This is a genomic window from Klebsiella sp. KE9456, from assembly GCF_043832615.1.
GTDB lineage: Bacteria > Pseudomonadota > Gammaproteobacteria > Enterobacterales > Enterobacteriaceae > Klebsiella > Klebsiella indica.
Genome location: NZ_JBDYQK010000003.1, coordinates 160,895 through 185,812 on the forward strand (window position 1 = coordinate 160,895; position 24,918 = coordinate 185,812).

General features: G+C 53.9%; 28 protein-coding genes. 16 read left to right on the forward strand and 12 right to left on the reverse strand.

Annotation, left to right across the window (positions count from 1 at the left end; genetic code table 11):
- Nucleotides 1–128 precede the first annotated feature (128 nt).
- Nucleotides 129–1,766 (forward strand): isovaleryl-CoA dehydrogenase, encoded by a 1,638-nt coding sequence (locus ABK821_RS04430; RefSeq protein ID WP_138358608.1) that lies wholly within the window; start codon nucleotides 129–131, stop codon nucleotides 1,764–1,766.
- Here the strand turns inward: ABK821_RS04430 and ABK821_RS04435 are convergent.
- Nucleotides 1,757–2,032 carry a DUF1471 domain-containing protein gene (locus ABK821_RS04435; protein WP_171034802.1) on the reverse strand — a complete coding sequence of 92 codons (276 nt, stop codon included), beginning with the start codon at nucleotides 2,030–2,032 and terminating at the stop codon, nucleotides 1,757–1,759. The genes ABK821_RS04430 and ABK821_RS04435 overlap by 10 nt on opposite strands.
- A 131-nt stretch (nucleotides 2,033–2,163) precedes the next feature.
- Nucleotides 2,164–2,499, reverse strand: coding sequence for a biofilm peroxide resistance protein BsmA (gene bsmA / locus ABK821_RS04440; protein WP_138358612.1), 336 nt, complete (start codon nucleotides 2,497–2,499; stop codon nucleotides 2,164–2,166).
- 176 nt (nucleotides 2,500–2,675) lie between these two features.
- Here bsmA and yjfP point away from each other — a divergent pair, with 176 nt between their 5' ends.
- The gene (gene yjfP / locus ABK821_RS04445; RefSeq protein WP_138358614.1) at nucleotides 2,676–3,392 is read left to right on the forward strand and encodes an esterase; all 717 of its coding nucleotides are present in this window, start codon (nucleotides 2,676–2,678) and stop codon (nucleotides 3,390–3,392) included.
- Here yjfP and ulaR read toward each other — a convergent pair.
- Together ulaR and ulaG are read right to left on the reverse strand one after the other, a co-directional pair.
- A complete protein-coding gene (gene ulaR / locus ABK821_RS04450) occupies nucleotides 3,389–4,144 on the reverse strand; it encodes an HTH-type transcriptional regulator UlaR (RefSeq protein WP_138358616.1) in 756 nt (251 codons plus the stop codon). The genes yjfP and ulaR overlap by 4 nt on opposite strands.
- A gap of 117 nt (nucleotides 4,145–4,261) precedes the next feature.
- Nucleotides 4,262–5,326, reverse strand: coding sequence for an L-ascorbate 6-phosphate lactonase (ulaG, locus tag ABK821_RS04455; RefSeq protein ID WP_138358618.1), 1,065 nt, complete (start codon nucleotides 5,324–5,326; stop codon nucleotides 4,262–4,264).
- Between the two features lie 365 nt (nucleotides 5,327–5,691).
- On the opposite strand from ulaG, the gene ulaA reads away from it, so the two are divergent.
- The 6 genes from ulaA to ABK821_RS04485 are packed head-to-tail and all read left to right on the forward strand — an operon-like array spanning nucleotide 5,692 to nucleotide 10,100.
- Nucleotides 5,692–7,092, forward strand: coding sequence for a PTS ascorbate transporter subunit IIC (gene ulaA, locus ABK821_RS04460; protein ID WP_138358620.1), 1,401 nt, complete (start codon nucleotides 5,692–5,694; stop codon nucleotides 7,090–7,092).
- Between the two features lie 12 nt (nucleotides 7,093–7,104).
- The gene (ulaB, locus tag ABK821_RS04465; protein ID WP_138358622.1) at nucleotides 7,105–7,410 is read left to right on the forward strand and encodes a PTS ascorbate transporter subunit IIB; all 306 of its coding nucleotides are present in this window, start codon (nucleotides 7,105–7,107) and stop codon (nucleotides 7,408–7,410) included.
- 9 nt (nucleotides 7,411–7,419) lie between these two features.
- Nucleotides 7,420–7,887, forward strand: coding sequence for a PTS ascorbate transporter subunit IIA (gene ulaC, locus ABK821_RS04470; protein ID WP_138358624.1), 468 nt, complete (start codon nucleotides 7,420–7,422; stop codon nucleotides 7,885–7,887).
- A 12-nt stretch (nucleotides 7,888–7,899) separates the two neighbouring features.
- Nucleotides 7,900–8,550: a 3-keto-L-gulonate-6-phosphate decarboxylase UlaD gene (gene ulaD, locus ABK821_RS04475; protein WP_138358626.1), complete on the forward strand. Its 651-nt coding sequence runs from the start codon at nucleotides 7,900–7,902 to the stop codon at nucleotides 8,548–8,550.
- 9 nt (nucleotides 8,551–8,559) lie between these two features.
- Nucleotides 8,560–9,414 carry an L-ribulose-5-phosphate 3-epimerase gene (locus ABK821_RS04480; RefSeq protein WP_142502874.1) on the forward strand — a complete coding sequence of 285 codons (855 nt, stop codon included), beginning with the start codon at nucleotides 8,560–8,562 and terminating at the stop codon, nucleotides 9,412–9,414.
- Nucleotides 9,414–10,100, forward strand: coding sequence for an L-ribulose-5-phosphate 4-epimerase (locus ABK821_RS04485; RefSeq protein ID WP_138358630.1), 687 nt, complete (start codon nucleotides 9,414–9,416; stop codon nucleotides 10,098–10,100). Before ABK821_RS04480 ends, ABK821_RS04485 begins: the two co-directional genes overlap by 1 nt.
- A 73-nt stretch (nucleotides 10,101–10,173) precedes the next feature.
- On the opposite strand, the gene ABK821_RS04490 is transcribed toward ABK821_RS04485, so the two are convergent.
- Nucleotides 10,174–10,449 (reverse strand): DUF1471 domain-containing protein, encoded by a 276-nt coding sequence (locus ABK821_RS04490; protein WP_138358657.1) that lies wholly within the window; start codon nucleotides 10,447–10,449, stop codon nucleotides 10,174–10,176.
- 338 nt (nucleotides 10,450–10,787) lie between these two features.
- Here ABK821_RS04490 and rpsF point away from each other — a divergent pair, with 338 nt between their 5' ends.
- The 4 genes from rpsF to rplI are packed head-to-tail and all read left to right on the forward strand — an operon-like array spanning nucleotide 10,788 to nucleotide 12,226.
- A complete protein-coding gene (gene rpsF, locus ABK821_RS04495; protein WP_138358632.1) occupies nucleotides 10,788–11,183 on the forward strand; it encodes a 30S ribosomal protein S6 in 396 nt (131 codons plus the stop codon).
- 5 nt (nucleotides 11,184–11,188) lie between these two features.
- Nucleotides 11,189–11,503, forward strand: coding sequence for a primosomal replication protein N (gene priB, locus ABK821_RS04500; protein WP_138358634.1), 315 nt, complete (start codon nucleotides 11,189–11,191; stop codon nucleotides 11,501–11,503).
- Nucleotides 11,504–11,507: 4 nt separating this feature from the next.
- Entirely contained in the window at nucleotides 11,508–11,735 is a 228-nt protein-coding gene (gene rpsR, locus ABK821_RS04505; protein ID WP_000135199.1) for a 30S ribosomal protein S18, read from the forward strand.
- 41 nt (nucleotides 11,736–11,776) lie between these two features.
- A complete protein-coding gene (gene rplI, locus ABK821_RS04510) occupies nucleotides 11,777–12,226 on the forward strand; it encodes a 50S ribosomal protein L9 (protein WP_138358636.1) in 450 nt (149 codons plus the stop codon).
- A 172-nt stretch (nucleotides 12,227–12,398) separates the two neighbouring features.
- Here rplI and ABK821_RS04515 read toward each other — a convergent pair whose 3' ends face one another.
- Complete coding sequence (locus ABK821_RS04515) at nucleotides 12,399–13,061, reverse strand: LysM-like peptidoglycan-binding domain-containing protein (RefSeq protein WP_343178150.1); 663 nt, start codon at nucleotides 13,059–13,061, stop codon at nucleotides 12,399–12,401.
- A gap of 266 nt (nucleotides 13,062–13,327) precedes the next feature.
- On the opposite strand from ABK821_RS04515, the gene fklB reads away from it, so the two are divergent.
- Together fklB and cycA are read left to right on the forward strand one after the other, a co-directional pair.
- A complete protein-coding gene (gene fklB, locus ABK821_RS04520; protein ID WP_138358640.1) occupies nucleotides 13,328–13,948 on the forward strand; it encodes an FKBP-type peptidyl-prolyl cis-trans isomerase in 621 nt (206 codons plus the stop codon).
- A gap of 305 nt (nucleotides 13,949–14,253) precedes the next feature.
- Nucleotides 14,254–15,657 carry a D-serine/D-alanine/glycine transporter gene (gene cycA, locus ABK821_RS04525; protein WP_138358642.1) on the forward strand — a complete coding sequence of 468 codons (1,404 nt, stop codon included), beginning with the start codon at nucleotides 14,254–14,256 and terminating at the stop codon, nucleotides 15,655–15,657.
- A 658-nt stretch (nucleotides 15,658–16,315) separates the two neighbouring features.
- Here cycA and ytfE read toward each other — a convergent pair.
- From ytfE to ABK821_RS04545, 4 genes are all read right to left on the reverse strand, one after another.
- On the reverse strand, nucleotides 16,316–16,975 hold the full coding sequence (gene ytfE, locus ABK821_RS04530) for an iron-sulfur cluster repair protein YtfE (RefSeq protein WP_343178441.1): 660 nt from the start codon (nucleotides 16,973–16,975) through the stop codon (nucleotides 16,316–16,318).
- Nucleotides 16,976–17,057: 82 nt separating this feature from the next.
- Nucleotides 17,058–18,029, reverse strand: coding sequence for a DMT family transporter (locus tag ABK821_RS04535; protein WP_171034895.1), 972 nt, complete (start codon nucleotides 18,027–18,029; stop codon nucleotides 17,058–17,060).
- 75 nt (nucleotides 18,030–18,104) lie between these two features.
- Nucleotides 18,105–18,929: an AraC family transcriptional regulator gene (locus ABK821_RS04540; protein WP_138361681.1), complete on the reverse strand. Its 825-nt coding sequence runs from the start codon at nucleotides 18,927–18,929 to the stop codon at nucleotides 18,105–18,107.
- Between the two features lie 80 nt (nucleotides 18,930–19,009).
- Nucleotides 19,010–19,858 carry an SDR family oxidoreductase gene (locus ABK821_RS04545; RefSeq protein WP_343178440.1) on the reverse strand — a complete coding sequence of 283 codons (849 nt, stop codon included), beginning with the start codon at nucleotides 19,856–19,858 and terminating at the stop codon, nucleotides 19,010–19,012.
- 90 nt (nucleotides 19,859–19,948) lie between these two features.
- On the opposite strand from ABK821_RS04545, the gene ABK821_RS04550 reads away from it, so the two are divergent.
- Entirely contained in the window at nucleotides 19,949–20,326 is a 378-nt protein-coding gene (locus tag ABK821_RS04550; protein ID WP_142502970.1) for a helix-turn-helix domain-containing protein, read from the forward strand.
- Nucleotides 20,327–20,405: 79 nt separating this feature from the next.
- On the opposite strand, the gene ABK821_RS04555 is transcribed toward ABK821_RS04550, so the two are convergent.
- On the reverse strand, nucleotides 20,406–22,349 hold the full coding sequence (locus tag ABK821_RS04555) for a bifunctional 2',3'-cyclic-nucleotide 2'-phosphodiesterase/3'-nucleotidase (RefSeq protein ID WP_138361679.1): 1,944 nt from the start codon (nucleotides 22,347–22,349) through the stop codon (nucleotides 20,406–20,408).
- Nucleotides 22,350–22,538: 189 nt separating this feature from the next.
- Here ABK821_RS04555 and cysQ point away from each other — a divergent pair, with 189 nt between their 5' ends.
- Complete coding sequence (gene cysQ / locus ABK821_RS04560) at nucleotides 22,539–23,282, forward strand: 3'(2'),5'-bisphosphate nucleotidase CysQ (RefSeq protein ID WP_138361678.1); 744 nt, start codon at nucleotides 22,539–22,541, stop codon at nucleotides 23,280–23,282.
- Nucleotides 23,283–23,335: 53 nt separating this feature from the next.
- Here the strand turns inward: cysQ and ABK821_RS04565 are convergent, their stop codons facing one another.
- The gene (locus tag ABK821_RS04565; RefSeq protein ID WP_138361677.1) at nucleotides 23,336–24,748 is read right to left on the reverse strand and encodes a sodium:solute symporter; all 1,413 of its coding nucleotides are present in this window, start codon (nucleotides 24,746–24,748) and stop codon (nucleotides 23,336–23,338) included.
- Nucleotides 24,749–24,918: the final 170 nt, after the last annotated feature.

Sequence of the window (24,918 nt, forward strand, 5' to 3'; positions counted from 1 at the left end):
TAAAGCCGCTATAAAACCAAAAGCCCCAAACCATCCTTCGGGATGGTTTTTTTGTGACTGCTTTCGCGGGCGTGGTTTGTTCCCGGTGACCATACTTAATGGCGACGCCATTGAAGGAGGGAAACACCATGCACTGGCAAACTCATACGGTATTCAACCAACCTACGCCGCTGTGTAACAGTAACTTATTCTTGTCCGATAGCGCTCTGCGTGAAGCCGTAGTGCGTGAAGGCGCGGGCTGGGATGGCGATCTTCTGACGAGCATTGGCCAACAGCTGGGGACGGCAGAATCACTGGAACTGGGTCGCCTGGCCAACAGCAACCCGCCGGAACTGCTGCGCTACGATGCGACGGGCTCGCGCCTTGACGATGTGCGTTTTCATCCTGCGTGGCACCTGCTGATGCAGGGATTGTGCTCAAACCGGGTACATAATCTCGCCTGGCAGGAAGAGGTGCGTGAAGGCGCTTTTGTCGCTCGGGCCGCCCGCTTTATGCTGCATGCCCAGGTAGAGGCGGGGACCTTATGCCCCATCACGATGACTTTTGCCGCGATCCCGCTGCTACAGCGTTCATTACCCAGGCTATTTAGCGACTGGTTATCCCCCTTGTTAAGCGATCGCTATGATTCTCATCTGGTGCCGGGCAGCCAGAAGCGCGGGCTACTTATTGGCATGGGCATGACCGAAAAGCAGGGTGGGTCTGATGTTCTGAGCAATACCACGCGAGCGGAGAAAACCGCCGAAGGTTTTTATCATCTTGTCGGGCATAAGTGGTTTTTTTCGGTCCCGCAAAGTGATGCCCATCTGGTGCTGGCGCAGACGTCGGCCGGGTTATCCTGCTTTTTTGTCCCGCGCCTGCTGCCGGACGGCCAGCGCAACGGTGTTCGCCTGGAAAGGCTGAAAGAGAAGCTGGGTAACCGGTCAAACGCCAGTAGCGAAGTTGAATTCTTCGACGCCTGCGGTTGGCTGGTAGGCGAAGAGGGCGATGGCGTTCGGCAAATCCTCAAAATGGGGGGGCTGACTCGCTTTGATTGTGCCCTGGGTAGCCACGCGCTGATGCGCCGGGCCTATTCGGTGGCGCTCTATCACGCTATGCGCCGTCAGGCGTTTGGTAAAAATCTGGCCGATCAGCCGATGATGCGTCAGGTACTTGGCCAGATGGCATTGCAACTCGAAGGGCAAACGGCCTTTTTGTTCCGTCTTGCGCGCGCCTGGGACAGGCGTACCGATGTGCAGGAGGCACTGTGGGCAAGGCTGTTCACGCCAGCGGCGAAGTTTGCTATCTGCAAATCCGGGATGTCGTTTGTCGCCGAGGCGATGGAGGTTGTGGGGGGCGCAGGCTACTGCGAAGAGAGCGAATTACCGCGTTTATATCGTGAAATGCCGGTAAACAGTATCTGGGAAGGGTCGGGCAATATTATGTGTCTTGATGTGATGCGCGTTCTCATCAAGCAACCCCAGGCGCTGGAGCTTCTGGCGGCGGAATGTGCGGAGGTGAAAGGACAGAATCGCCATTTCGATCGCACCTGGCGGCAGTTGCAACAAAGGCTACGGCGGCCTCTGGAAGAGCAGGGGCGAGAGATTACCCGGCTGGTTTATCTGCTTGGGGTTGGCGCGCAGGTATTGCGCTTCGCTTCGCCACCGTTGGCTGAGTCATGGTGCCGTATGATGCTCGACACGCGCGGTGGTATGCGCCTGGATGCGCAGACGCTGGACGATTTATTATTACGGGCAATGGGACGTGGTCGCCAGGCGCCTCAGGCGTAGAGAATGGCCTGTACCCGCCAGTTATCTGGTTGCTGATCTTCGTACATCTGAACAATACGATACCAGGATGCGCCATGCTCATCGGCCTGCACAGCGATAGCGTGTTCCACATCCTGTTGACTACCGGAGATGTTGTTAACGCAAATCAGACCAATTTCATTCAGGCCCGTTACGCAATCGGCGCTGGCCAATTCTGCTGGCTGAGCAGAGGTATTGGCGGTGACGGGGGCCAGCATCATACCGGGTAGGGTAAAGGTTCTTTTCATCGTCAGCTCCATTCCACATCGTCCTGAGGGCATTCCGTTACTGGCGTCCCGCCAGAATTACCGCTGGCTGAACAGTATTATGCACAGGAGAATGTGAATGGATGCAAAGCAAAGTAAAGCTGGCTTAAAGATTACCGCGATTTTCGGTATAAAATTGCCTGCGAATACCACTGACCGGGAACCTGGGTGTCATCAATCATGATGATGACATAGTATTCCGCTTTAGCGGCCTCTGCTTTGGCCTTTAGCGCAGCTTCTACATCCATCGGCGAGCCGTACAGTAATACGCTCACCGTCCCCATCTTCTGCAGACCCTTCGTCTGGTTACGCGGGATCTCTTGCGGATGGTCGGTTGCTGGCGGCGGCGCTTCTGGCGTCCCTTGCAGGGCGCTACAGCCAGTTAAGGCGATAGCCAGTAACCACGGTGTAAACCTACGCATAACCCTATCTCGTTTCCTGATAGTCATAGTGTAGTGGTAGCCTTAATGTCATTTTCGGGGAATGTTCCCGAAGTGTTATCCGGTACGCGATTTTCGAATGAAAATATCGTGAAAGCGTAATCTGCTTCTCAAGATTATGCGCTATGTGCGAACAAGTTACTTGAGTAATAACAAAACATCACTATAGAGAAGGGAGACGGTAAATGATTGCACTAGAAATGCGTGACCTTGCGGGTGGGGATGTTCTCCACGCATACCCGCAGAACGCAGCGGATACACCATTGCCGTGTATCGTATTTTATCACGGCTTTACCTCTTCTAAGCTGGTCTATAGCTATTTTGCCGTTGCGCTGGCGGAGGCCGGGTTTCGGGTTATTATGCCTGATGCGGCGGAACACGGTGCACGCTATCAAGGGGACGCGCAAGGGCGAATGCAGCGCTTCTGGCCGATCCTGATGCAGAATTTTGTCGAATTCCCGGCATTGCAGGAGGCGATTCGCGCTCAGGGATGGCTTGCCGACGACAGGCTGGCAGTTGCCGGAGCGTCAATGGGCGGCATGACGGCCCTGGGCGTGATGACGCATCATCCGGAGCTGAAATGCGTGGCCTGCCTGATGGGGTCTGGCTATTTCAGCTCACTCTCACAGGCGCTTTTCCCTTCACCTTCACTGCGTGCAGAACAACTGGCGGAGTGGGACGTCAGCCAGCAACTGGCGACGCTTGCCAGTCGGCCGCTGCTGCTCTGGCACGGCGATGAAGATGATGTTGTGCCGCCGGACGAGACGCTCCGTCTTCAGCAGGCGTTGCAGCAAAACGATCTGGCCGACAATTTGACCTGCATCTGGCAGAAAGGCGTCCGTCACCGCATTACGCCTGAAGCGTTAGCGGCGACGGTGGCATTTTTCCAGCGTCATCTTTAAACGCGAATGACCTTGACGCCCTGATCCTCAAGCTGTCTGAGGATCGCTTCATTGGCCTGTTTTCCCGTAATCACCAGGTCGATTTGCCCGGCCTGGCTGAACAGCATTCCGGCGCGTTCCCCGACTTTACTGCTATCGACCAGCACAGCGAGTTTACCGACGACGTTAAGCATCTTCTGCTCCGCCATCGCCGTGAGCATATCGGTTTTATAGAGCCCTTCGGCAGTCAGTCCTTTGCCGCTGGTGAACATCCAGTGCCCGGCATACAGGCTGTTTTCACTGCCCTGTGGGCTCAGGGTGATGGAGTGGCTGCGGTTATACTGACCGCCCATAATGATAACGCTGTCGTGTTCCTGATCGATCAGGTAATTAGCCAGCGGCAGATAGTTAGTGATGATCTGCACCGGTTTACCGCACAGTTCCTGACCAAGCAGAAAAGCGGTCGACCCGCAGTTGATGACGATGCTTTCACCAGGGTTGACCAGTTGCGAAGCCGCGTGGGCGATGCGTACTTTTTCGTCATGGTTTTGCGCCTGATGAATATTCATTGGCGACCAGCGCGGACGCTGTTCGCTAATTGCTTCCGCGCCATTGCGGACTTTTTTCAGTTTGCCGCTGTCATCGAGTTTATTGATATCGCGACGCGCCGTCGCCGGAGAAATTCCCAGCCGGGAAATCACCTGCTCCACGGTGACAAATCCCGTTTGTGCCAGCAAATCCAGTAAAATTTGATGTCTTTGCGCTTCCGTCATGAGCAAATCCGATTAAAAGTGATAAGCAAAGATGATATTTGAAATCAGGTGAAAATACTAATGCCGACGGAATAATTTCCGGCGAGCGCTAATCGTTAATCGCTCGCCGAAGAAGGCTTACAGGAAGGACTTGAAGGGCAGGTCCGGTTCCATGGTGAAGCAGTCGTCGAATCCCCGTGGATAGTGGTATTCGAAGTTGTCTTTATCCAGCGGCCAGGTGAACTTCCCGCCAACCTGCCAGATGAAAGGCTTAAAGCCGTACTTCAGCCGATCTTTCTTCATCTCCCACAACACGCGGATTTCCTGCGGGTCCGCCTGGAAGTTTGACCAGATATCGTGATGGAACGGGATCACGACTTTGGTATTCAGCGACTCCGCCATACGCAGAATATCAGCGCTGGTCATTTTGTCGGTAATACCACGCGGGTTCTCGCCATAAGAACCTAACGCCACATCGATCTGGTGCTCATTACCGTGCTTCGCATAGTAGTTGGAGTAGTGGGAATCACCGCTGTGATACAGGTTGCCGCCCGATGTTTTAAACAGATAGTTCACCGCGCGCCGATCCATGCCATCCGGCAGTATGCCCGCCGCTTTTTGATCGACCGGTAAAGTAATCAACGCAGTACGGTCAAAAGCATCAAGGGCATGGATCGCCACGTCTTTCACTTTCACTACATCGCCCGGTTTCACTACGATGCAGCGCGCTTCCGGTACGCCCCAGCCAATCCACAGATCGACGCAGGTTTGCGGCCCGATAAACGGTACGTTATCGGCGCAGTTCTGCATCACGGCGGCCGCAACGTTTACATCGATATGATCGTTATGATCGTGGGTGGCCAGTACGGCATCAATCTGGCGAATGGCGAATGGATCCAGAACAAACGGCGTGGTACGCAGGTTGGGCTGGAGCTTCTTGACACCCGCCATGCGCTGCATCTGATGGCCCGTTTTCATCAGCGGATTACCGTGGCTTTGCTTGCCGGTACCGCACCAGAAATCGACGCAGATATTGGCTCCGCCCGCCGATTTCAGCCAGATGCCCGTACAACCCAGCCACCACATGGCAAAAGTACCCGGTGCAACCTGCTCTTGTTCAATCTCTTCATTTAGCCAGCTACCCCATTCCGGAAACGTGTTCAGAATCCATGATTCGCGGGTGATGGTTTGTACTTTACTCATTGATTTTTCCCTCAATGGTTATCATAAGTAATCATTTAATGATTTGTTTTGACAAATACTGTCATCATTTATTCAGGAATGCAATCCTGAGTTTTGTCCTTTACAGGACAGTGATGGAGGGTTAGACGGTGGAACAGGCTTACTTTATGATACGCATTAAATTTTATTTAATTGATTTTAATTGATTATTTTTTATTTTTGTTAAATGAGAATTACTACAACAACAGATTAAATGATTATTTGCGGTGTGCGTCACATTTAATCAAATATAATCTTGTTGTGATTATTTTTGATTATTAGAGTGTTTGCAACAACAAATCCTGGGCGTAGCCTGAGTTCAGCGCGTCCACCTTCTGGAGTGTGTTATGGAGATTCTCTACAACATCTTTACCGTTTTCTTTAATCAGGTCATGACCAACGCCCCGCTGCTGTTGGGGATTGTGACCTGCCTGGGCTATATCCTGTTGCGTAAAAACGCAGGCGTTATTGTTAAAGGCACGATTAAAACCATCATCGGCTTCATGTTGTTGCAGGCGGGGTCCGGCATTCTGACCAGCACCTTTAAACCCGTGGTGGCGAAAATGTCCGAGGTCTACGGTATTAACGGCGCTATCTCTGATACTTACGCTTCGATGATGGCGACGATTGAGCGGATGGGGAATGCATACAGTTGGGTCGGCTATGCGGTGCTGTTGGCGCTGGCGCTGAACATCTGCTATGTCCTGCTGCGGCGTATTACTGGTATCCGTACCATCATGCTGACCGGGCACATCATGTTCCAGCAGGCCGGGCTGATTGCCGTTTTTTTCTATATCTTCGGTTACCCAATGTGGACCACCATTATCTGCACCGCGGTGCTGGTGTCGCTCTACTGGGGGATCACTTCCAATATGATGTATAAGCCAACCCAGGATGTGACCGACGGCTGCGGTTTCTCCATTGGTCACCAGCAACAGTTCGCGTCATGGATTGCTTATAAGGTTGCGCCGTATCTGGGGAAAAAAGAAGAGAGCGTTGAAGATCTTAAACTGCCGGGCTGGCTGCATATCTTCCATGACAATATCGTCTCAACGGCGATTGTGATGACCGTTTTCTTCGGCGCGATTCTCCTCTCTTTCGGTATCAATACCGTACAGGCGATGGCGGGGAAAACCCACTGGACGATCTATATCCTGCAAACCGGTTTTTCATTTGCTGTGGCTATTTTCATCATCACCCAGGGCGTTCGTATGTTCGTTGCTGAACTCTCCGAAGCGTTTAATGGCATCTCCCAGCGCTTGATCCCAGGCGCCGTTCTGGCGATTGACTGCGCGGCGATTTATAGCTTCGCGCCAAACGCCGTCGTCTGGGGTTTTATGTGGGGGACCATCGGCCAGCTGATCGCTGTCGGTATTCTGGTGGGTTGTGGCTCTTCCATTCTGATTATCCCGGGCTTTATCCCGATGTTCTTCTCTAACGCGACCATCGGAGTCTTCGCTAATCACTTCGGCGGCTGGCGTGCGGCGCTGAAGATTTGTCTGGTGATGGGGATGATTGAAATCTTTGGCTGCGTCTGGGCGGTCAAGCTTACCGGCATGAGCGCCTGGATGGGGATGGCGGACTGGTCGATTCTGGCGCCGCCGATGATGCAGGGTTTTGCCTCTGTCGGCATCGCGTTTATGGTCGTCATGATCATTATTGCGCTGGCTTATATGTTCTTTGCAGGGCGCTCGCTGCGTGCTGAAGAGGACGCGGAAAAACAACTGGCAGATTCTTCTGCCCAATAAGGAGTTCTGACGATGACCGTACGTATTCTGGCTGTATGTGGCAACGGGCAAGGGAGTTCCATGATCATGAAGATGAAAGTGGACCAGTTTTTGACCCAGTCAAATATCGATCACACGGTGAACAGTTGCGCGGTGGGTGAATATAAAAGCGAATTAAGCGGCGCGGATATCATCATCGCCTCCACCCATATCGCCGGTGAGATTAGCGTTTCCGGCAATAAATATGTGGTTGGCGTACGCAATATGCTGTCGCCTGCGGATTTTGGCCCGAAACTGCTGGAAGTGATCAAAGCGCATTTTCCGCAGGATATGAAGTAAGGATGGCAAATGAAATTACGTGATTCTCTTGTGGAGAATAATTCCATCCTTTTACAGGCCGATGCCAGCACATGGCAGGAAGCGGTAAAGCTGGGCGTTGATTTACTGGTTAAAGCCGATGTGGTCGAGCCGCGCTACTACCAGGCCATTCTGGATGGCGTTGCTCAACATGGCCCTTATTTTGTGATTGCACCCGGTCTGGCGATGCCCCACGGGCGTCCGGAAGAGGGCGTCAAGAAAACCGGCTTTGCGCTGGTGACCTTAAAAACGCCGCTGATTTTCAATCATGAGGATAACGATCCGGTCGATATTCTGATCACTATGGCGGCCGTCGATGCCACTACCCACCAGGAAGTGGGCATCATGCAGATCGTTAACCTGTTTGAAGACGAAGCGAATTTCGACCGTTTACGCGCCTGCCGCACTGAGCAGGACGTTCTTGATTTAATCGATAACGCCAATGCGGCGGCTGTTTAAAAGGAACATCATATGTCATTACCTATGTTACAGGTTGCGCTGGATAATCAAACCATGTCCTCTGCGTATGAAACGACGCGTCTGATTGCCGAAGAAGTCGATATTATCGAAGTCGGAACCATCCTTTGCGTCGCCGAGGGCGTGCGCGCCGTGCGCGACCTGAAGGCGCTGTATCCGCATAAAATCGTGCTGGCGGACGCCAAAATTGCCGATGCCGGTAAAATCCTCTCCCGTATGTGCTTCGAAGCCAACGCCGACTGGGTGACGGTGATCTGCTGTGCCGATATCAACACTGCTAAAGGTGCGCTGGATGTGGCGAAAGCGTTTGACGGCGATGTCCAGATCGAACTGACCGGCTACTGGACCTGGGAGCAGGCGCAGGCGTGGCGCGACGCGGGTATTCAGCAGGTGGTTTATCACCGTAGCCGCGATGCGCAGGCCGCAGGCGTAGCGTGGGGCGAAGCGGATATCAGCGCGATCAAACGCCTGTCTGAGATGGGATTTAAAGTCACCGTAACCGGTGGTCTGGCACTGGACGATTTGCCGCTGTTCCAGGGGATTCCGATTCACGTCTTTATCGCCGGCCGCAGTATTCGCGACGCGGCTTCTCCGGTCGAAGCTGCACGGCAGTTTAAACGTTCCATTGCCCAGATTTGGGGCTAAGGAGCGGATATGCTGTCGAAAAAAGTTCCGCTCGGCATTTATGAAAAAGCGCTCCCCGCCGGGGAGTGCTGGCTGGAGCGCCTGCGGCTGGCGAAAGAATTAGGTTTTGACTTCGTCGAAATGTCGGTAGATGAAACCGACGCTCGCCTGGCGCGGCTCGACTGGAACCGGGAACAACGCCTGGCGCTGGTCAGCGCGATTGCGGAAACCGGGATTCGCGTCCCTTCTATGTGCCTGAGCGCTCATCGACGTTTTCCGCTCGGTAGCGAAGATGACGTAGTGCGGGCACAGGGGCTGGACATTATGCGTAAAGCCATCCAACTGGCCCAGGATGTGGGTATCCGCGTCATCCAGCTTGCCGGTTATGACGTTTACTATCAGGAAGCCAACAACGAGACGCGCTGTCGTTTCCGTGATGGATTGCAAGAGAGTGTCAGGATGGCGAGCCGCGCGCAGGTGACGCTGGCGATGGAGATTATGGATTATCCGCTGATGAATTCCATCAGCAAGGCGCTGGGCTACGCCCACTATCTGAATAATCCATGGTTCCAGATATACCCGGATATCGGCAATCTCTCTGCGTGGGATAACGACGTGCAGATGGAGCTTCAGGCCGGGATGGGGCATATCGTGGCGGTGCATGTTAAAGACACGAAACCCGGCGTGTTTAAAAACGTGCCGTTCGGCGAAGGGATAGTGGATTTTGAGCGCTGTTTTACGACGCTCAAGCAGTGCGGCTACTGTGGCCCCTGGCTGATCGAAATGTGGAGTGAAACCACTGACGATCCGGCGGCGGAGGTGGTGAAAGCGCGCGATTGGGTGAAAGCGCGGATGGTCAGCGCAGGCCTGCTGGAGGTAGCATAATGCAGACGCTCAAACAGCAGGTCTTTGACGCCAATATGGATTTACCGCGCTACGGACTGGTGACTTTTACATGGGGTAACGTCAGCGCCATTGATCGTGAACGCGGGCTGGTGGCGATTAAGCCCAGCGGCGTGGCCTACGAGAGCATGAAAGTGAATGATATGGTCATTGTGGATATGGATGGCAATGTGGTTGAAGGAGAATATCGCCCTTCTTCCGATACCGCGACGCATCTGGCGTTATATCGTCGCTATCCGGGCCTCGGCGGCGTGGTGCATACTCACTCGACCCATGCGACGGCCTGGGCGCAGGCGGGCCTGGCCATTCCCGCGCTGGGAACGACCCATGCGGACTACTTCTTTGGCGATATTCCCTGCACCAGAGCACTATGCGCCAGCGAAGTTGAAGAGGCTTACGAACTGAACACCGGCAGGGTGATTATCGAAACCCTGGGCGAGGCAGAACCGCTACATACGCCGGGCATTGTGGTGTACCAGCACGGGCCTTTTGCCTGGGGTAAGGATGCGCACGAGGCAGTGCACAACGCGGTAGTAATGGAAGAGGTGGCGCGGATGGCGTGGATTGCTTGCGGTATTAATCCGCAACTGAAGCCTATTGATAGCTGGCTGATGAACAAACATTTTATGCGTAAACACGGGCCAAACGCCTATTATGGACAGAAGTGAAAGACGCGGAAAAATCGTTCGTCATCGTCTTACGGCTTCGCCCTTATACAGAGCGAAGTCGAGAGGCGAAGCATTAGCGGTAAATGACCGCGCTTGCGTGAATCAGGCCGTGGCTTCCTGGCTCATGAATCAGGATCGGCTGAAAATACTTCGCGCCCTGAGCGTCGCTCTGTTGATTAAGCGCCTGCTCCGCTTCCTGTTCAGTAGCGATATTGTGATTGATATAAATAACGCCGAGGCTTTGCACATCGTCCATGTTACGGGCCTGGCGGGCGTCGATTTTAATAGCAGCCTGCGCGTTGGCGCTTAACAAAAGCGCTGCCATTAGGGTTATGAGGATGGATTTCATCATCTGCTCTCCTTACGACAGTCCTGACGTTAACCTGGGTTCCTTTGGGTTATGGATATTTCTGATCTAAGTGTAATCGCTGCCTGTCTGGCGTATCGCGACCATTTTTGATGCAGTTGTTCAAAAAAATGTCGTTTCTGTCGTTGGTTAATTTTAAATCACTGGCGGCGCTGAGTTTGGCGCTAAGTGCGAATTGTTTGCACAATTCACTTGTCTTAATCCACGCTCGCACGTATTATGACGCGTCAATTTTTCAGCCGCCCTTTAACACGTTCCTTGCCTCCATGGGCCGCGGCTGACCCAGACAGGAGGCTGAATAATCCGTAAGGAGCAATTCGATGCGTCATTACGAAATCGTTTTTATGGTCCATCCTGACCAGAGCGAACAGGTTCCGGGTATGATCGAACGTTACACTGGTGCAATCACTGCAGCAGAAGGTACGATCCACCGTCTGGAAGACTGGGGCCGCCGTCAGCTGGCTTATCCGATCAACAAACTGCACAAAGCCCACTACGTTCTGCTGAACGTTGAAGCGCCGCAGGAAGTGATCGATGAGCTGGAAACTAACTTCCGCTTCAACGACGCCGTTATCCGCAGCATGGTAATGCGTACTAAGCACGCCGTTACCGAAGCATCTCCGATGGTTAAAGCGAAAGACGAGCGCCGTGAGCGTCGCGAAGATTTCGCTAACGAAACCACAGATGATTCTGAAGCTGGGGATTCTGAAGAGTAATCCTGATGACCAATCGTCTGGAGCTGTCCGGCATGGTATGCAGGACTCCACTTCGTAAGGTCAGCCCGTCAGGAATTCCACACTGCCAGTTCGTGCTTGAGCATCGTTCAGTGCAGGAGGAAGCCGGTTTTCACCGGCAGGCGTGGTGCCAGATGCCCGTGATTGTTAGCGGACACGAGAACCAGGCCATTACTCACAGTATAACGGTCGGCAGCCGCATAACCGTTCGAGGGTTCATCTCTTGCCACAAGGCAAAGAACGGCCTGAGTAAAATGGTTCTGCATGCCGAGCAGATTGAATTGATAGATTCTGGAGACTAGCCATATGGCACGTTATTTCCGTCGTCGCAAGTTCTGCCGTTTCACCGCGGAAGGCGTTCAAGAGATCGACTATAAAGATATCGCTACGCTGAAAAACTACATCACCGAAAGCGGTAAGATTGTCCCGAGCCGTATCACCGGTACCCGTGCAAAATATCAGCGTCAGCTGGCACGCGCCATCAAACGCGCTCGCTACCTGTCCCTGCTGCCGTACACTGATCGTCATCAGTAATCGGTCACGGTCCATTAATACGACTTTGAGAGGATAAGGTAATGCAAGTTATTCTGCTTGATAAAGTAGCAAACCTGGGTAGCCTGGGTGATCAGGTTAACGTTAAAGCGGGCTATGCTCGTAACTTCCTGGTACCGCAGGGTAAAGCTGTTCCGGCTACCAAGAAAAACGTTGAGTTCTTCGAAGCACGCCGTGCTGAACTGGAAGCCAAACTGGCAGAAGTTCTGGGCGCTGCTAACGCTCGCGCTGAAGCAATCAACGCGCTGGGCAGCGTTACTATCGCGTCTAAATCTGGCGACGAAGGTAAACTGTTCGGTTCTATCGGTACCCGCGACATCGCTGATGCTGTTACTGCAGCTGGCGTTGTTGTTGCGAAGAGCGAAGTTCGTCTGCCGAACGGCGTTCTGCGCACCACCGGTGAGCATGAAGTCGACTTCCAGGTTCACAGCGAAGTTTTCGCTAAACTGGTTGTTAACGTTGTAGCTGAATAATTTATTTTTCAGTTCGCGTCGAGACGCCGGCCTTGTGCCGGCGTTTTGCTTTTCTGCGTTTGCCCGGTTTTTTTATCTGAACGTGCGTAGCGGCTATTTCCCGGGGCGCGTTGATAAGGGTTAACGGCAGGCCCGGTCACTGACCCGGCGGCGAAAATGCATTAATACGGCGTTAGCGCGCACGAATAAAGCTGCCGTTTGACTGGCGGATAAACAGCACCTGTTGACCGTTGTCGGTATCGATCGCCAGCCCGGTGACCACGCCATTTGCGTTCTGGCGAATCTGTACCGACTGCCCGGTTTGCAGGGAACTTAGCGGTTTGTCCGGGCCTTCTACCTGCGCCATCGCGTAAACGTCAGTCGGCGGCAGGTTATGATCGCGGAACAGTTGCGCGAGGGTTTTGCCTGACTCAATGCGGTAAGTCCGCCACTGCTGCTCTATGCCGGGGGCCGATTGCGGTTGATGATGGGGCTGAGACGCGGTCTGTCGTGGCGCTTGCTCTGTCGGCTCTTCCTGAATCGGCTCCGGAGAGACCGGTGCAACCTGATTGGCATCGTTGACCGATGGCGTATTGGTGATTGGCGGCAGGGGGACAGCCCGATGGCTTGCAGATTGCAGCTGTGACTGGGATTGTAGATCGAGACTCGCCTCGTGGCTCGCCTGAACCGAGGGAGCGTTATCCTCAGAAGGGAGCAGAATACCGATGATCACCAGCAGGGCGCCGACAATGATGCCCCGACGGTGCATGGGCGGTAACGGATCCATAATGCGAATGTGATCCGGGGCGTGCCAGATCTTCGCCAGGGTAGATGTCAGTTCAAAGCGCCCGGGCATGGCTTTCCTCCTGCTCCGCATATTTTATCCTGCTTTCTAGAGTATAGATGGCTAACGTCCTGAAGAACGAGACAAAGATATGTTTCGTGAGGTTAACCTGATATCTCTATTGTTTCTGTTTCCCTTAGATTTGTCATCATCCTGGTGACAAAGTTTTACCCGCCGTGCTATGGCTGATATGCTTCCCACCTCTTTTCTCTGCTCACGGCTTTTTCGTGGTTTGAAATCCGTAGAGCATGAGTTCCCCCTCGTAAAAAGGAACAAAGATGGCAACCCCGACTTTTGACACGATCGAAGCACAGGCAAGTTACGGTATCGGCTTGCAGGTTGGACAACAGCTGAACGAATCTGGCCTGCAGGGGCTGCTGCCGGAAGCGCTGGTCGCTGGTATCGCTGATGCGCTGGAAGGTAAACAGCCGCAGGTGCCGGTGGAAGCCGTTCATCGTGCGCTGCGTGAGATCCACGAACGCGCTGACGCAGTGCGTCGCGAACGCTTCCAGGAAATGGCGGCAGATGGCGAGAAATACCTGCAGGAAAACCGCGAGCGTGAAGGCGTGAACAGCACCGAATCCGGTCTGCAGTTCCGCGTTTTGACCCAGGGTGAAGGGCCGATCCCGGCGCGTACTGACCGCGTTCGTGTCCATTATACCGGTAAACTGATCGACGGTACCGTCTTCGACAGTTCTGTCGCCCGCGGCGAACCGGCTGAATTCCCGGTTACCGGGGTTATTGGCGGTTGGGTTGAAGCGCTGACCCTGATGCCGGTAGGTTCCAAATGGGAGCTGACCATTCCGCATAACCTGGCCTATGGCGAGCGCGGGGCGGGTGCATCCATTCCTCCGTTCAGCACGCTGATTTTTGAAGTGGAACTGCTGGATATTATCTAAATGGCAGTGGTCTTCTCTCCTTGAGGGGAGAGAAGACGTGTTAAATAGTGCAAAACCCTTTAGTTGGAAATATATTGGAGTTTTATATTGCATATCCGCGTAATGGGTGTATTTTTATGAGCTATTTTTCATGGCCAGGGTGATATAACACTCACTTTCAACATAAAATTAACATTATCTCTGAATCACAGTATTCATCCCCCCGATTCTTACCTAATATCGATAAACCTCGTTCCGGGGTTATGACGAATGAAGGGCCAAGAGAGCCCGCACAACACAGACAGGTACAACAGGAAAAAAATCACATGGTAGATCAGGTCAAAGTCGTTGCCGACGAGCAGGCCCCGACTGAACAGGCGTTGCGGCGAAATCTTACGAACCGGCATATTCAGCTTATTGCTATCGGTGGCGCGATAGGCACCGGACTGTTTATGGGCTCCGGCAAAACCATTAGCCTCGCCGGGCCGTCAATTATTTTTGTTTATATGATAATCGGCTTCATGCTGTTTTTCGTTATGCGCGCCATGGGCGAATTGCTGCTGTCGAATCTTGAATATAAGTCATTCAGCGATTTTGCCGCCGATTTGCTGGGGCCGTGGGCGGGCTACTTCACCGGCTGGACTTACTGGTTCTGCTGGGTTGTGACCGGAATGGCGGACGTGGTGGCGATCACCGCCTACGCCCAGTTCTGGTTCCCCGGACTTTCCGATTGGGTCGCGTCGCTGGCGGTCATTCTGCTGCTGCTTGTGCTTAACCTCGCCACGGTGAAGATGTTCGGCGAGATGGAGTTCTGGTTCGCGATGATCAAAATCGTCGCCATTGTGGCGTTGATTGTTGTTGGCCTGGTGATGGTACTAATGCACTTCCAGTCGCCGACCGGCGTGGAAGCCTCTTTCGCGCATTTGTGGAATGACGGCGGCTGGTTCCCGAAAGGCATTAGCGGGTTCTTTGCTGGCTTCCAGATAGCGGTTTTCGCTTTCGTCGGTATCGAACTGGTGGGAACCACGGCGGCGGAAACCAAAGATCCCGAGAAATCCCTGCCGCGGGCGATTAACTCGATTCCGCTGCGGATTATTATGTTCTACGTCTTCGCGCTGATCGTTATTATGTCAGTGACGCCGTGGAGTTCGGTGGTACCGTCAAAGAGCCCGTTTGTTGAGCTGTTTGTGCTGGTGGGGCTGCCTGCGGCGGCGAGCCTGATTAACTTCGTGGTGCTGACCTCGGCCGCTTCTTCCGCCAACAGCGGCGTGTTCTCTACCAGCCGGATGCTGTTCGGTCTGGCGCAGGATGGGCAGGCGCCGAAAATGTTCGCAAAACTGTCGAAGCGCGCGGTACCGGCGAAAGGCCTGACTTTCTCCTGTATGTGTCTGCTGGGCGGTGTGGTGATGCTGATAGTCAATCCAAGCGTGATTGCCGCGTTCACTATGATTACCACGGTTTCAGCGATCCTGTTTATGTTTGTCTGGACGATTATCCTGTGTTCATATCTGGCTTATCGCAGAAAGCGTCCGCAGTTGCATGAGCAATCCAAATATAAGATGCCGCTTGGCAAACTGATGTGCTGGGTATGTATGGCTTTCTTTGCCTTTGTGCTGGTGCTGCTGACACTGGAGGCGGATACGCGTGAAGCGCTGATGGTGACCCCGCTGTGGTTTGTGCTGCTGGGCGCGGGATGGCTGTTTGCCGGTAAGAAGCGTCTGGCGAAATAAAAAAATGGCCACCTGAAGTGGCCAATAAGACTGACAATATTGGGCGCCTGAGGGCGTAATGCTGGTCAGTTAAGGGGTGTCAGTTGTGTTTATGGCTGGCTGAGCGGTTCTGTCAATCGGTGGTTCTGGCGAAAATGGCATTTTTCGTTTTCACCTGGTTTGGCTTAGTGGCCTGTTCCGTTCACTATAAATACGCGGATATTCGTTATATCCACAGCGTGTGAACGGGCAGGGGGACGTTTCGCCCGTCCCCCTGCACCCCCGGCATTGCGCTGAAAACCTGCCGCTGCGCGGTCCGCTCCACTCCGGCTTCATCTGGCGGACCGGGCGGGACTCGACGTCCCTGTCTCGACCCGCCCTCTGGCCGCCGTCCTGGCGGCCAGTCCTGGATGCGCGCCTGCGTTCCCGCCAGGTTTCCTTGATGCGCCCAACCCCCATGCGGTGAGTCCGTTATTCGTCAGTGGCTTTTCAGAGGCTGAAAGTCATAAAAAAGTTATATCCTTTATATTTCAGCCCGTATCAGCTCAGTTAGTGAATCAACCGAATCAGATTTTCGTTTAAACCACCGATAATGCGATTGCCACAGGCAAATAAAACAAAAGACAACACCGATGATTTGCTTAAGTGAACGACATTGCGCCTGAGGGCGCCTTTTTATTTAGTTTCCTGCGAGGGCACGCGGGAACAGCACGTTATTTTCCAGGCTGATGTGCTCCATCAGGTCATCAATCAGTTCGTTGATACCGTTGTACATCGCCTTCCAGGTGGTACAGGCCTCCGGCGGCGTCACGTTATTAGTGATATGCTTAATCACTTCCAGCAGCTCGCCCGCTTCATCATGTTCGCTTTCCATTACGCTGATAGGGCCGCCAGCCTGAGTCCCCATCCCCTGTTTGATCATCGGAAACAGAATCTGCTCCTCTTTCAGCATATGGCTGGAAAGTTCGTCGTACAGCATCGTCAGGTATTTGGTTAAGCCTTTCGGGACGTTCGGTTTGTCGGCGTGAACGCGTTCAACTTTGGTAGCCTGTAAAATCAGTTCCGGCAACTGTTCGCGATGCCTGTTGTGGTAGCGAACGATAATGTGATCGATGATGTCTGCATAGGTTGCAACACGCCAGTCGCGCTCTACTGGATCTTCCGCCAGTCTTGCCAGTTCGGCTTCAATCATCGCGACGTTCAGCGCTTTGCGCGATGCCGCGCGTTCCAGCGTCTGTTTGCCACCGCAGCAGTAGTCCATATCGTATTTACGAAACAGCGCGGAGGCGCGCGGAATGGTCAGCGCCAGCTCGCCTAAGGGTTGGTCACGGAAAGCCATAGCAGTTACCTCGTCATCAATAATATAAGTTGTATTTTAAATGCAACTTATATTTAAAGAAATACCTCTTTAGGGTAGCTGGCTATTTTTTCTCACAGACTAACTCTTGCAGGAGAGGTTTATCCAGGCGAGTACGCACTGCCGACACCACGCCAAGCACCAGCAGCACAATACCGCTGAACGTTAAAAGCGGCGGCAGGCTGTGGCGCAAAATAAAGGTATACAGCAACCCGGCAAGCGTTTCGAAGACAATCAGCGGCCCAAGAATCACCGTCGGCAGGTGCTGGCTGGCGATATTCCAGCACCATGCGCCAACCCACGAACAGAATACGGCGATCGCCAGCATCAGGGGAATAAATACCACCGGACGCGGGCCGAAGGGCAGAGGAAAGTCAGGGTGCTGATCCTGTAGCCACCAGCAAGCGATGAGGTATCCGGCCAGCGATACCGGCAGGGTGACCAGCGCCTGTGCGGTGGCCCACATCATCGGGGGGTTATCCGGGTTTTCCCGCAGCCAGCGGGCGTTGCGTAGCGCATACCAGGCCCAGCAGGCCACGGATATCAGTGCCAGCATAATCCCGGCGCCGTAGCGCAAAGGACTGAAATCAGGCAGGCCCCGATGCAGTTCGGCAGTATTAACGCAGACCAGGCCGATGGCAATACAGATAAGCGCCGGGAACAGGCGTCGCCACGGTAGCTTACCGTCGCGCTGGCTATAGAGCAGGTTGGCAAAAACCGGCAGCACCACCGGCAGTGTACCGATAATCATCGTTGAGACCGGTGCGCCGGTACGCTGAATAGCGCTGGCCAGGCAGACGTAGTAGATGAGGTTGCCGATCATGGTCAGCCCCAGCGCCGTCCACCAGTCTTTGCCGGAGAGCAGACGCAGTTTCGCGCGGCCCAGCCAGGCCAGCGGTAGCGCGATCAGCCCCAGCGCCAGATAACGCCCCATCGACTGCAGTACCGCCGGATATTCCGGGACCAACAGCGGCCCCACGAAAATCAGTCCCCACATCAGCCCTGCCAGCAGGGCGTACAGCACACCACTAATCATCATGCCTTCCACGACTCTTTCTGTTGACGAGAGTGTAGATGAGGCGTATGCGGGAATATTGTATAAGGTTGCGCATTAGCGCTTAAGAACCTGTTTTTGATAACGCACAGGCGTAATGCCGTAGTGGCGAGTGAACGCGCGGGTCAGGTGCGACTGGTCGGTTAATCCGCAGGCGGCGGCGACATCGGCGGCGGCCATGCCGCGGGTGAGAAAAGCTTTAGCGCGCCACAGACGGATCGCCATTAACATCTGCTGCGGCGTAACGTGAAAGTGCGCTTTAAACTGACGCTGAAAATGGTACGGGCTGAGCGCCGCCACCTTAGCCAGTTCATCAAGGGTTATCGTCTTCATATAGTTGTCGTGCAGATATTCACGTACTCGATCGAAGCGGTGACGGGCTTCAGGCAAGACTGGCGCGTGGCGCGCGAACGGGCGGAAAGTATCGATTAAATCCTGTAGCAGACCCTGCTGCGCCAGCGGGTCGTCAGTATGCCACAGACCGTAGATAAGATTGCCGATTTGCCGCGAGCGCAGCGGATCCTGGCGTACCACTTCACTGAACCACCAGTGGCCTGCGCCGGTCACTTCCTCCAGCATATCCGGGTCGAGATAAATCATGCGATAGCGCCAGCCATCAGCGGTTTCCGCTTCGCCGGTGTGCAGTTCATCGGGATTCATAGTGACGACAGTGTTGACCGAAGCGACATACTGGCTGCCTCGATAGCGAAAGCGTTCGGCGCCGAGTTCTATCGTACCGATACCAAAGGCTTCATGGGTGTGCGGGGCAAAAGCGTAGCGGGAGATATGGGCATGGTATAGCTCAACGCCCGGCACCTGCGCCAGATGGCGAAAGCGCGCGCTGTCTCTTTCATCATGGAACTGTTCTGGTACGCCTTGCATGCAATCACTCCCGACGGACATCGTTGCATTATTGGGGATGCGCCGTCGGGATGCTACAAAAATTAACCATCCGGTAACGTTTACAGGATGCCTTTGATGCTGTCGGCAAGCGGGGTGGTCGGGCGGCCGATCAGCGTGCTCAGGGTCCGGCTGTCGTCGAACAGACCGCCTTTCGACGCGCCGATATCAGAGTCAGCCAGCATATCCGCCAGCCCGGCTGGCAGACCGACGCCTTTCAGTGCGGCGGCGAAGTCGGCTTCGCTGAGGTTTTGATATACCACGTTTTTACCGCTTTGTTTGCTCAGTTCCGCGGCAAGTTCACTCAGCGTCCACGCGTTATCCCCTGCCAGTTCGTACACTTTCCCGGCATGGTCTTCTCCGGCGATAACGTGGGCCGCAGCGGCGGCGTAATCCGCGCGCGTGGCGGAAGCAATTTTGCCGTCACCGGCGGCGCCGATAAATACGCCATGTTCAATCGACGGCGGCGCGCTGGCGAGGTAGTTTTCGGTGTACCAGCCGTTGCGCAGCAGTGCGTAAGCAATACCGGCGTCGGCAAGCATTTTCTCGGTGGCGATATGTTCATTCGCCAGCCCCAGCGGGGACTTATCGGCGTGTAGCAGGCTGGTATAAGCGATGAATTTCACGCCAGCGGTTTTTGCGGCGTTAATAACGTTGCGGTGCTGCGCGGCGCGCTGGCCCACTTCGCTGGATGAGATCAACAGCAGTTTGTCGACGCCCAGCAGGGCGGCAGTCAGCGCGGCTTCATCGCCGTAGTCGGCCTGACGAACCACAATGCCTTGCTGGCTAAGGGTTTCAGCTTTTGCCGGATTACGCACAATAGCGACAATCTGGCTGGCAGGGACGCTATTTAACAGGTTTTTCAGAACGAGCTGGCCAAGCTGGCCGGTTGCACCGGTAATCGCGATCATGGGTCTTCTCCTTCGTATTTATAGATAGTGGTGGTAAGCTAGCACTGTTACTAACTTTTAGTAAGTACGTACAAAAAGGTAAGTATGAATATGGCAAATCTGACGCTGAGCGAACAGCTACGCAATGGCAACCTGTTCGCCGAACAGTGCCCCTCACGGGAAGTGCTCAAGCATGTTACCAGTCGCTGGGGCGTACTGATTTTGCTGGCCCTGCGTGACGGCACTCACCGTTTTAGCGATCTGCGCCGTAAGATTGGCGGCGTCAGCGAAAAGATGCTGGCCCAGTCGCTGCAGGCGCTGGAACAGGATGGTTTTCTCGATCGCGTGTCCTACCCGGTGGTACCGCCGCATGTTGAATATAGTCTGACTCCACTCGGTGAGCAGGTGAGTGAGAAGGTGGCGGAGCTGGCTGACTGGATAGAGCTGAATCTGCCCGCGGTTCTGGCGAACCACGGGCAGGTGGCGTGAACCGGGAAAATTCCCCGGTTGTCGCTGGCGCCTGTGTATCCCCGGTAAGCGGAGTGGGGCGCGACCGGGGGACAGGAAGTTACTTACTCAAATCCAACTGATAAATGGCAAAACCGATATCGTCAGTGGCGACCTGGCGCATCGGATATTGCGCTTTCTCTTTGATGAACGCCGCGGCTTTATCACCCGGAGAGGTTTCAAAACGGATATCCAGCGGGACGTTACTGTGGATCGGTGCCAGACGCCAGTTATTATCCGCAGCCGGATGGATCTCGCCGTGTTTCTTCGACTCCGCGCCAATCCACGCCGCCAGTACCGAACGGTTCTCATCCGGTGAGGCAAAAGCAATATGGTTCTCACCGGTTCCCGGGAATTTACCGCCGTAGGCACGGTAGTTATTGGTGGCAACGAGGAAAGTGGCCTTCGGGTCTATGGGTTTGCCGTTAAACGTCAGTTGCTTGATCCGCTCGGCCTGCGGGTTAACGCTGTTACATTCGCCGTCATAGCGCGCCGGTTGCGTGATATCAATCTGATAGTTCACGCCGTCGATAACATCAAAGTTATAGGTGCGGAAGCCGTCCCAGTTAATTAAAGACTGCGGCTTGTTGCTGGTGGGGTCAATCTGGTTGAACTGGCCGGCGGAGCACTCCAGCCACTCTTTGACCTCTTTACCGCTCACTTTCATCACCACCAGCGTGTTCGGGTACAGGTACAGATCGGCGGCGTTACGGAAGGTTAGCTGGCCTTTTTCCACCTCAACAAAGCTGGCCGGATCATTTTTACGCCCACCGGCTTTAAACGGCGCAGCGGCGGAGAGCACCGGCAGTTTCGCCAGATCCGGGTCGCCCTGGATATAGTGCTCCACGTAGGCCTTCTGCGCCATATTCACCACCTGCACGGTCGGATCGTCCTGCACCAGCGCCAGGTAGCTGTACATATTATCGGAGGATTGACCGATCGGCTTACCGACAAACTCGCGAGTGGCGTCATGGTCGGCTTTTAAGACCGCCACCATGTGGCTGTCTTCCGCCGCGAGGGATTTTTTTGCGACCGAATCATAGATGGGGCGCGCCTCGGCTTTTGCGTCAGTGACCTGCCATTTGCCGCTGTCGTTATTCAATACCAGGTCGACCACCCCAAGATGGTCGCCCCACATCCCCGGCATTACCGCCGGGACGCCATTCAGTGTGCCTTTGGTGATATCTACGCCTTTAATCGTGGCGAAGTCTTTGCCCGGGAAGACGGCATGGGCGTGACCAAACATAATGGCATCCACGCCAGGGACCTGACTTAAATAGTAAACGGAGTTCTCCGCCATCGCCCGGTACGGGTCGGCAGAGAGACCTGAGTGGGCAATAACCACCACGACATCCGCTCCTTTCTCACGCATTTCGGGAACGAATTTGCGTGCGGTTTCGGTAATGTCGTTGACGGTGACCTTACCGCTAAGATTGACTTTATCCCAGGTCATAATCTGCGGCGGGACGAAGCCGATATAGCCGATGCGCAGCGTCTGCGTGTTACCTTCGCTATCCTGAACCTGAGTATCCTGAATCAGATAAGGCGTAAACATCGGTTTGCCGGTTTTAGCGTCGATAATGTTGGCGTTGACGTAGGGGAATTTCGCGCCAGCCAGCGCCTTGTGCAGGAAATCGAGGCCGTAGTTAAATTCGTGGTTGCCGAGATTTCCGACCACATAATCGAGGGTATTCATCGCTTTATAGACCGGGTGAATATCGCCCTCTTTAAGCCCTTTTGCGGCCATATAGTCACCCAGCGGGCTGCCCTGAATGACGTCGCCGTTATCGACCAGTAGGCTGTTTTTACTTTCCTGACGAGCTTTCTCAATCAGCGATGCGGTTCGCACCAGGCCAAATTTTTCCGTCGGCGTATCTTTGTAATAGTCGAAGTCCATCATATTACTGTGTAGATCGGTGGTTTCCATGATCCGTAAATCGACTGTCGCCGCATTTAGGCTGGCAGCGATCAACGTTGCCAGCAGCGTTGCGCTAAACTTAATCATCGTGGCGTCCTTTTTATGAGCAATGGCACAGTAGAAAATGTATTTACATTCTGTTGCTTACAGAAGTGTGAATCATGCCATAAAAGCGCGGGTGGAAACCGTCAGCGTTATCACAGATAGCGGAACTCACTATGATGCGATATAAATAAAACAACGAGTTAACGCCACTGTAATCAGACGAGGTGGAGAATGTTAGAACAAGTATGTCAACTGGCACGGAACGCTGGCGATGCCATCATGGAGGTTTACGATGGAAAACAGCCGATGGACGTTGCCAGTAAAAAGGATGATTCTCCGGTCACGGCAGCGGATATTGCGGCGCATAAAGTGATTATCAGCGGCCTGCTGGCCATGACTCCCGACATCCCGATTCTGTCGGAAGAGGACCCGCCCGCCTGGGATGTCCGCCAGCACTGGCAGCGTTACTGGCTGGTGGATCCGCTGGACGGCACCAAAGAATTTATCAAGCGCAACGGCGAATTTACCGTCAATATCGCCTTGATCGAAAACGGCAAACCCATACTTGGCGTGGTCTATGCGCCGGTGATGAAGATGATGTACAGCGCGGAAAAGGGCAAAGCATGGAAAGAAGAGTGCGGCGTGCGTAAGCAGATTCATGTCCAGGATGCGCGTCCGCCGCGCGTAGTCATCAGTCGCTCCCACGGCAATGACCCGGAGCTGGAGGAGTACCTGGAGCAGCTTGGAGAACATCAGACCACGTCCATTGGTTCCTCGCTGAAGTTCTGCCTCGTCGCCGACGGGCAGGCCCAGCTTTATCCGCGCTTCGGGCCGACTTGTACCTGGGACACCGCGGCAGGTCATGCGGTCGCCAGCGCCGCCGGGGCGCAGGTTCACGACTGGCAGGGACGCACCCTGGACTATACGCCGCGTGAATCGTTCCTCAACCCCGGTTTCCGGGTTTCTATTTATTAAATCCCCTGCGCTTCCTCGCTTTGCCTCTCTGGCAATAATGAAGAAGCGCAGCGTCAGTTCTCTTCATTACTCAGATAAGCGGAAGGTGCGGGCGCGATCCCCATTCTGCGCTCAACCCAGGCCACGAGAAGAAAGGTTACGGCGCTCACCAGTGAACCCGCAATAATTGCCATGATTCCGTAAGGTTCGCCGGCCAACTGCCAGCCCAGCCCGGCAAGTGAACCAAAAATAATTGACCATAGACCGGCATTGGGTGTCGCCCCCTTCCACAGTAGGCCAAATAAATAGGCGGCGAAGGGTCCGGTCGCGCGCAGCGTAAAGGCAAACATTAATAAGCTGATTATTTCCCCGCTCCATAAAGCAATCAGAATGGCGAGGATGCCGACCACCAGCACCACCCAGCGGCTCATTGTCAGCGTATTGGTCGCTTCTTTATGAAAATATTGTTCGTGAATATCTTTTACCCAGATACTGGCGGCACCCAGCAGATCGCCGGATGCGCTGGATAAGGTGGCGGAAATCACCGCCGATAGCAGCAGCCCGGCGATCGCCGGAGGCAATAACTGTACCGATACGGTTGCCAGCGCATTATTCGGATCAATATCAGGGAAGGCGGCGAGGGCGATTAATCCCAGCACCGCAGGGATAAAGGCGTATATAGCCATAAACAGGCTGCATAGCAGGGAGCCGACGATTGCCACTCTTTCGTTTTTGGCGGAGTAGTAACGCTGGACGGCTTCTTGCCCGGTGGAGAAGGTCATAAAGTACATGACCGTCAGGCCGATAATGGTTTTCCAGCCCAGACGCGTCATCTCAAACTGGCTTTCGGGAACATGGGAAACGACATAGCCCCAGCCGCCGTCCAGCATGGATAACGACACCGGAATAGCGACAGCAAAGCCTAAAATAATTAAAAAGAACTGCACAAAGTCCGTTAATGTTACGCTCCACATGCCGCCAATCCATGTATAAAAAACGACGACAATGCCGGAAATAATAATAGCGTATTGCGTATTAAAACCGGTAAGAACATGCACAATTGTGGCCGTTGCGGTTATTTGTGCGGCACCCAGTGCGACCAGCGCTAATAATGAAAGAACGGTGGTAATAAGGTAGCTGCCTTTACCGTAGCGACGGCCAATGATTTCCGGTACGGTTGTCGCCATTGCCCGGCGCATATAAGGCGCAATAAACGAAACCAGAAAAATACCCAGGCCAGTAGCGACCACGTACCATCCGGCCGACAGTCCCCATGCGCCGTAGGCTTTTGAGGCAACGCCTACCGAGCTGCCGCCGCCGATTTCCGTCGCGGCCAGCGTTCCTGCCAGCATAATAGGTCCAAGACGACGCCCGGCGAGGTGATAATCTTCGGTATTTTTAATTTTTGTTCTGGCATATAGTCCGATGCCAATCATTGACATCATATATAATATGATAATGATGTATATTGTGGTTTTGTGATCCATCCCTTTCTCCTGTTACGGTGAAAGGGATATGTATTCAATTACCATGCCAGTGTGAATGGGTAATAGGGAAAAACAAATGCGAAACCGGTCACTATTATTTACTCATAATGATAAATCCGCTTCACATTGATAACGATATTATCAATTCACCTCATCTGGCCTGTATTTTG

Coding starts and splice junctions, on each gene's coding strand:
- fklB (WP_138358640.1), top strand. CDS start 13,328: ATGGCAACCCCGACTTTTGACACGATCGAAGCACAGGCAAGTTACGGT.
- ABK821_RS04555 (WP_138361679.1), bottom strand. CDS start 22,349: ATGATTAAGTTTAGCGCAACGCTGCTGGCAACGTTGATCGCTGCCAGC.
- yjfP (WP_138358614.1), top strand. CDS start 2,676: ATGATTGCACTAGAAATGCGTGACCTTGCGGGTGGGGATGTTCTCCAC.
- ulaB (WP_138358622.1), top strand. CDS start 7,105: ATGACCGTACGTATTCTGGCTGTATGTGGCAACGGGCAAGGGAGTTCC.
- ABK821_RS04485 (WP_138358630.1), top strand. CDS start 9,414: ATGCAGACGCTCAAACAGCAGGTCTTTGACGCCAATATGGATTTACCG.
- ABK821_RS04565 (WP_138361677.1), bottom strand. CDS start 24,748: ATGGATCACAAAACCACAATATACATCATTATCATATTATATATGATG.
- ABK821_RS04540 (WP_138361681.1), bottom strand. CDS start 18,929: ATGCAAGGCGTACCAGAACAGTTCCATGATGAAAGAGACAGCGCGCGC.
- ytfE (WP_343178441.1), bottom strand. CDS start 16,975: ATGGCTTTCCGTGACCAACCCTTAGGCGAGCTGGCGCTGACCATTCCG.
- cysQ (WP_138361678.1), top strand. CDS start 22,539: ATGTTAGAACAAGTATGTCAACTGGCACGGAACGCTGGCGATGCCATC.
- ABK821_RS04490 (WP_138358657.1), bottom strand. CDS start 10,449: ATGAAATCCATCCTCATAACCCTAATGGCAGCGCTTTTGTTAAGCGCC.
- ABK821_RS04435 (WP_171034802.1), bottom strand. CDS start 2,032: ATGAAAAGAACCTTTACCCTACCCGGTATGATGCTGGCCCCCGTCACC.
- ABK821_RS04515 (WP_343178150.1), bottom strand. CDS start 13,061: ATGCCCGGGCGCTTTGAACTGACATCTACCCTGGCGAAGATCTGGCAC.
- rplI (WP_138358636.1), top strand. CDS start 11,777: ATGCAAGTTATTCTGCTTGATAAAGTAGCAAACCTGGGTAGCCTGGGT.
- ABK821_RS04545 (WP_343178440.1), bottom strand. CDS start 19,858: ATGATCGCGATTACCGGTGCAACCGGCCAGCTTGGCCAGCTCGTTCTG.
- rpsR (WP_000135199.1), top strand. CDS start 11,508: ATGGCACGTTATTTCCGTCGTCGCAAGTTCTGCCGTTTCACCGCGGAA.
- ulaD (WP_138358626.1), top strand. CDS start 7,900: ATGTCATTACCTATGTTACAGGTTGCGCTGGATAATCAAACCATGTCC.
- rpsF (WP_138358632.1), top strand. CDS start 10,788: ATGCGTCATTACGAAATCGTTTTTATGGTCCATCCTGACCAGAGCGAA.
- cycA (WP_138358642.1), top strand. CDS start 14,254: ATGGTAGATCAGGTCAAAGTCGTTGCCGACGAGCAGGCCCCGACTGAA.
- ABK821_RS04535 (WP_171034895.1), bottom strand. CDS start 18,029: ATGATTAGTGGTGTGCTGTACGCCCTGCTGGCAGGGCTGATGTGGGGA.
- priB (WP_138358634.1), top strand. CDS start 11,189: ATGACCAATCGTCTGGAGCTGTCCGGCATGGTATGCAGGACTCCACTT.
- ulaA (WP_138358620.1), top strand. CDS start 5,692: ATGGAGATTCTCTACAACATCTTTACCGTTTTCTTTAATCAGGTCATG.
- ABK821_RS04550 (WP_142502970.1), top strand. CDS start 19,949: ATGGCAAATCTGACGCTGAGCGAACAGCTACGCAATGGCAACCTGTTC.
- ulaG (WP_138358618.1), bottom strand. CDS start 5,326: ATGAGTAAAGTACAAACCATCACCCGCGAATCATGGATTCTGAACACG.
- bsmA (WP_138358612.1), bottom strand. CDS start 2,499: ATGACTATCAGGAAACGAGATAGGGTTATGCGTAGGTTTACACCGTGG.
- ABK821_RS04480 (WP_142502874.1), top strand. CDS start 8,560: ATGCTGTCGAAAAAAGTTCCGCTCGGCATTTATGAAAAAGCGCTCCCC.
- ABK821_RS04430 (WP_138358608.1), top strand. CDS start 129: ATGCACTGGCAAACTCATACGGTATTCAACCAACCTACGCCGCTGTGT.
- ulaR (WP_138358616.1), bottom strand. CDS start 4,144: ATGACGGAAGCGCAAAGACATCAAATTTTACTGGATTTGCTGGCACAA.
- ulaC (WP_138358624.1), top strand. CDS start 7,420: ATGAAATTACGTGATTCTCTTGTGGAGAATAATTCCATCCTTTTACAG.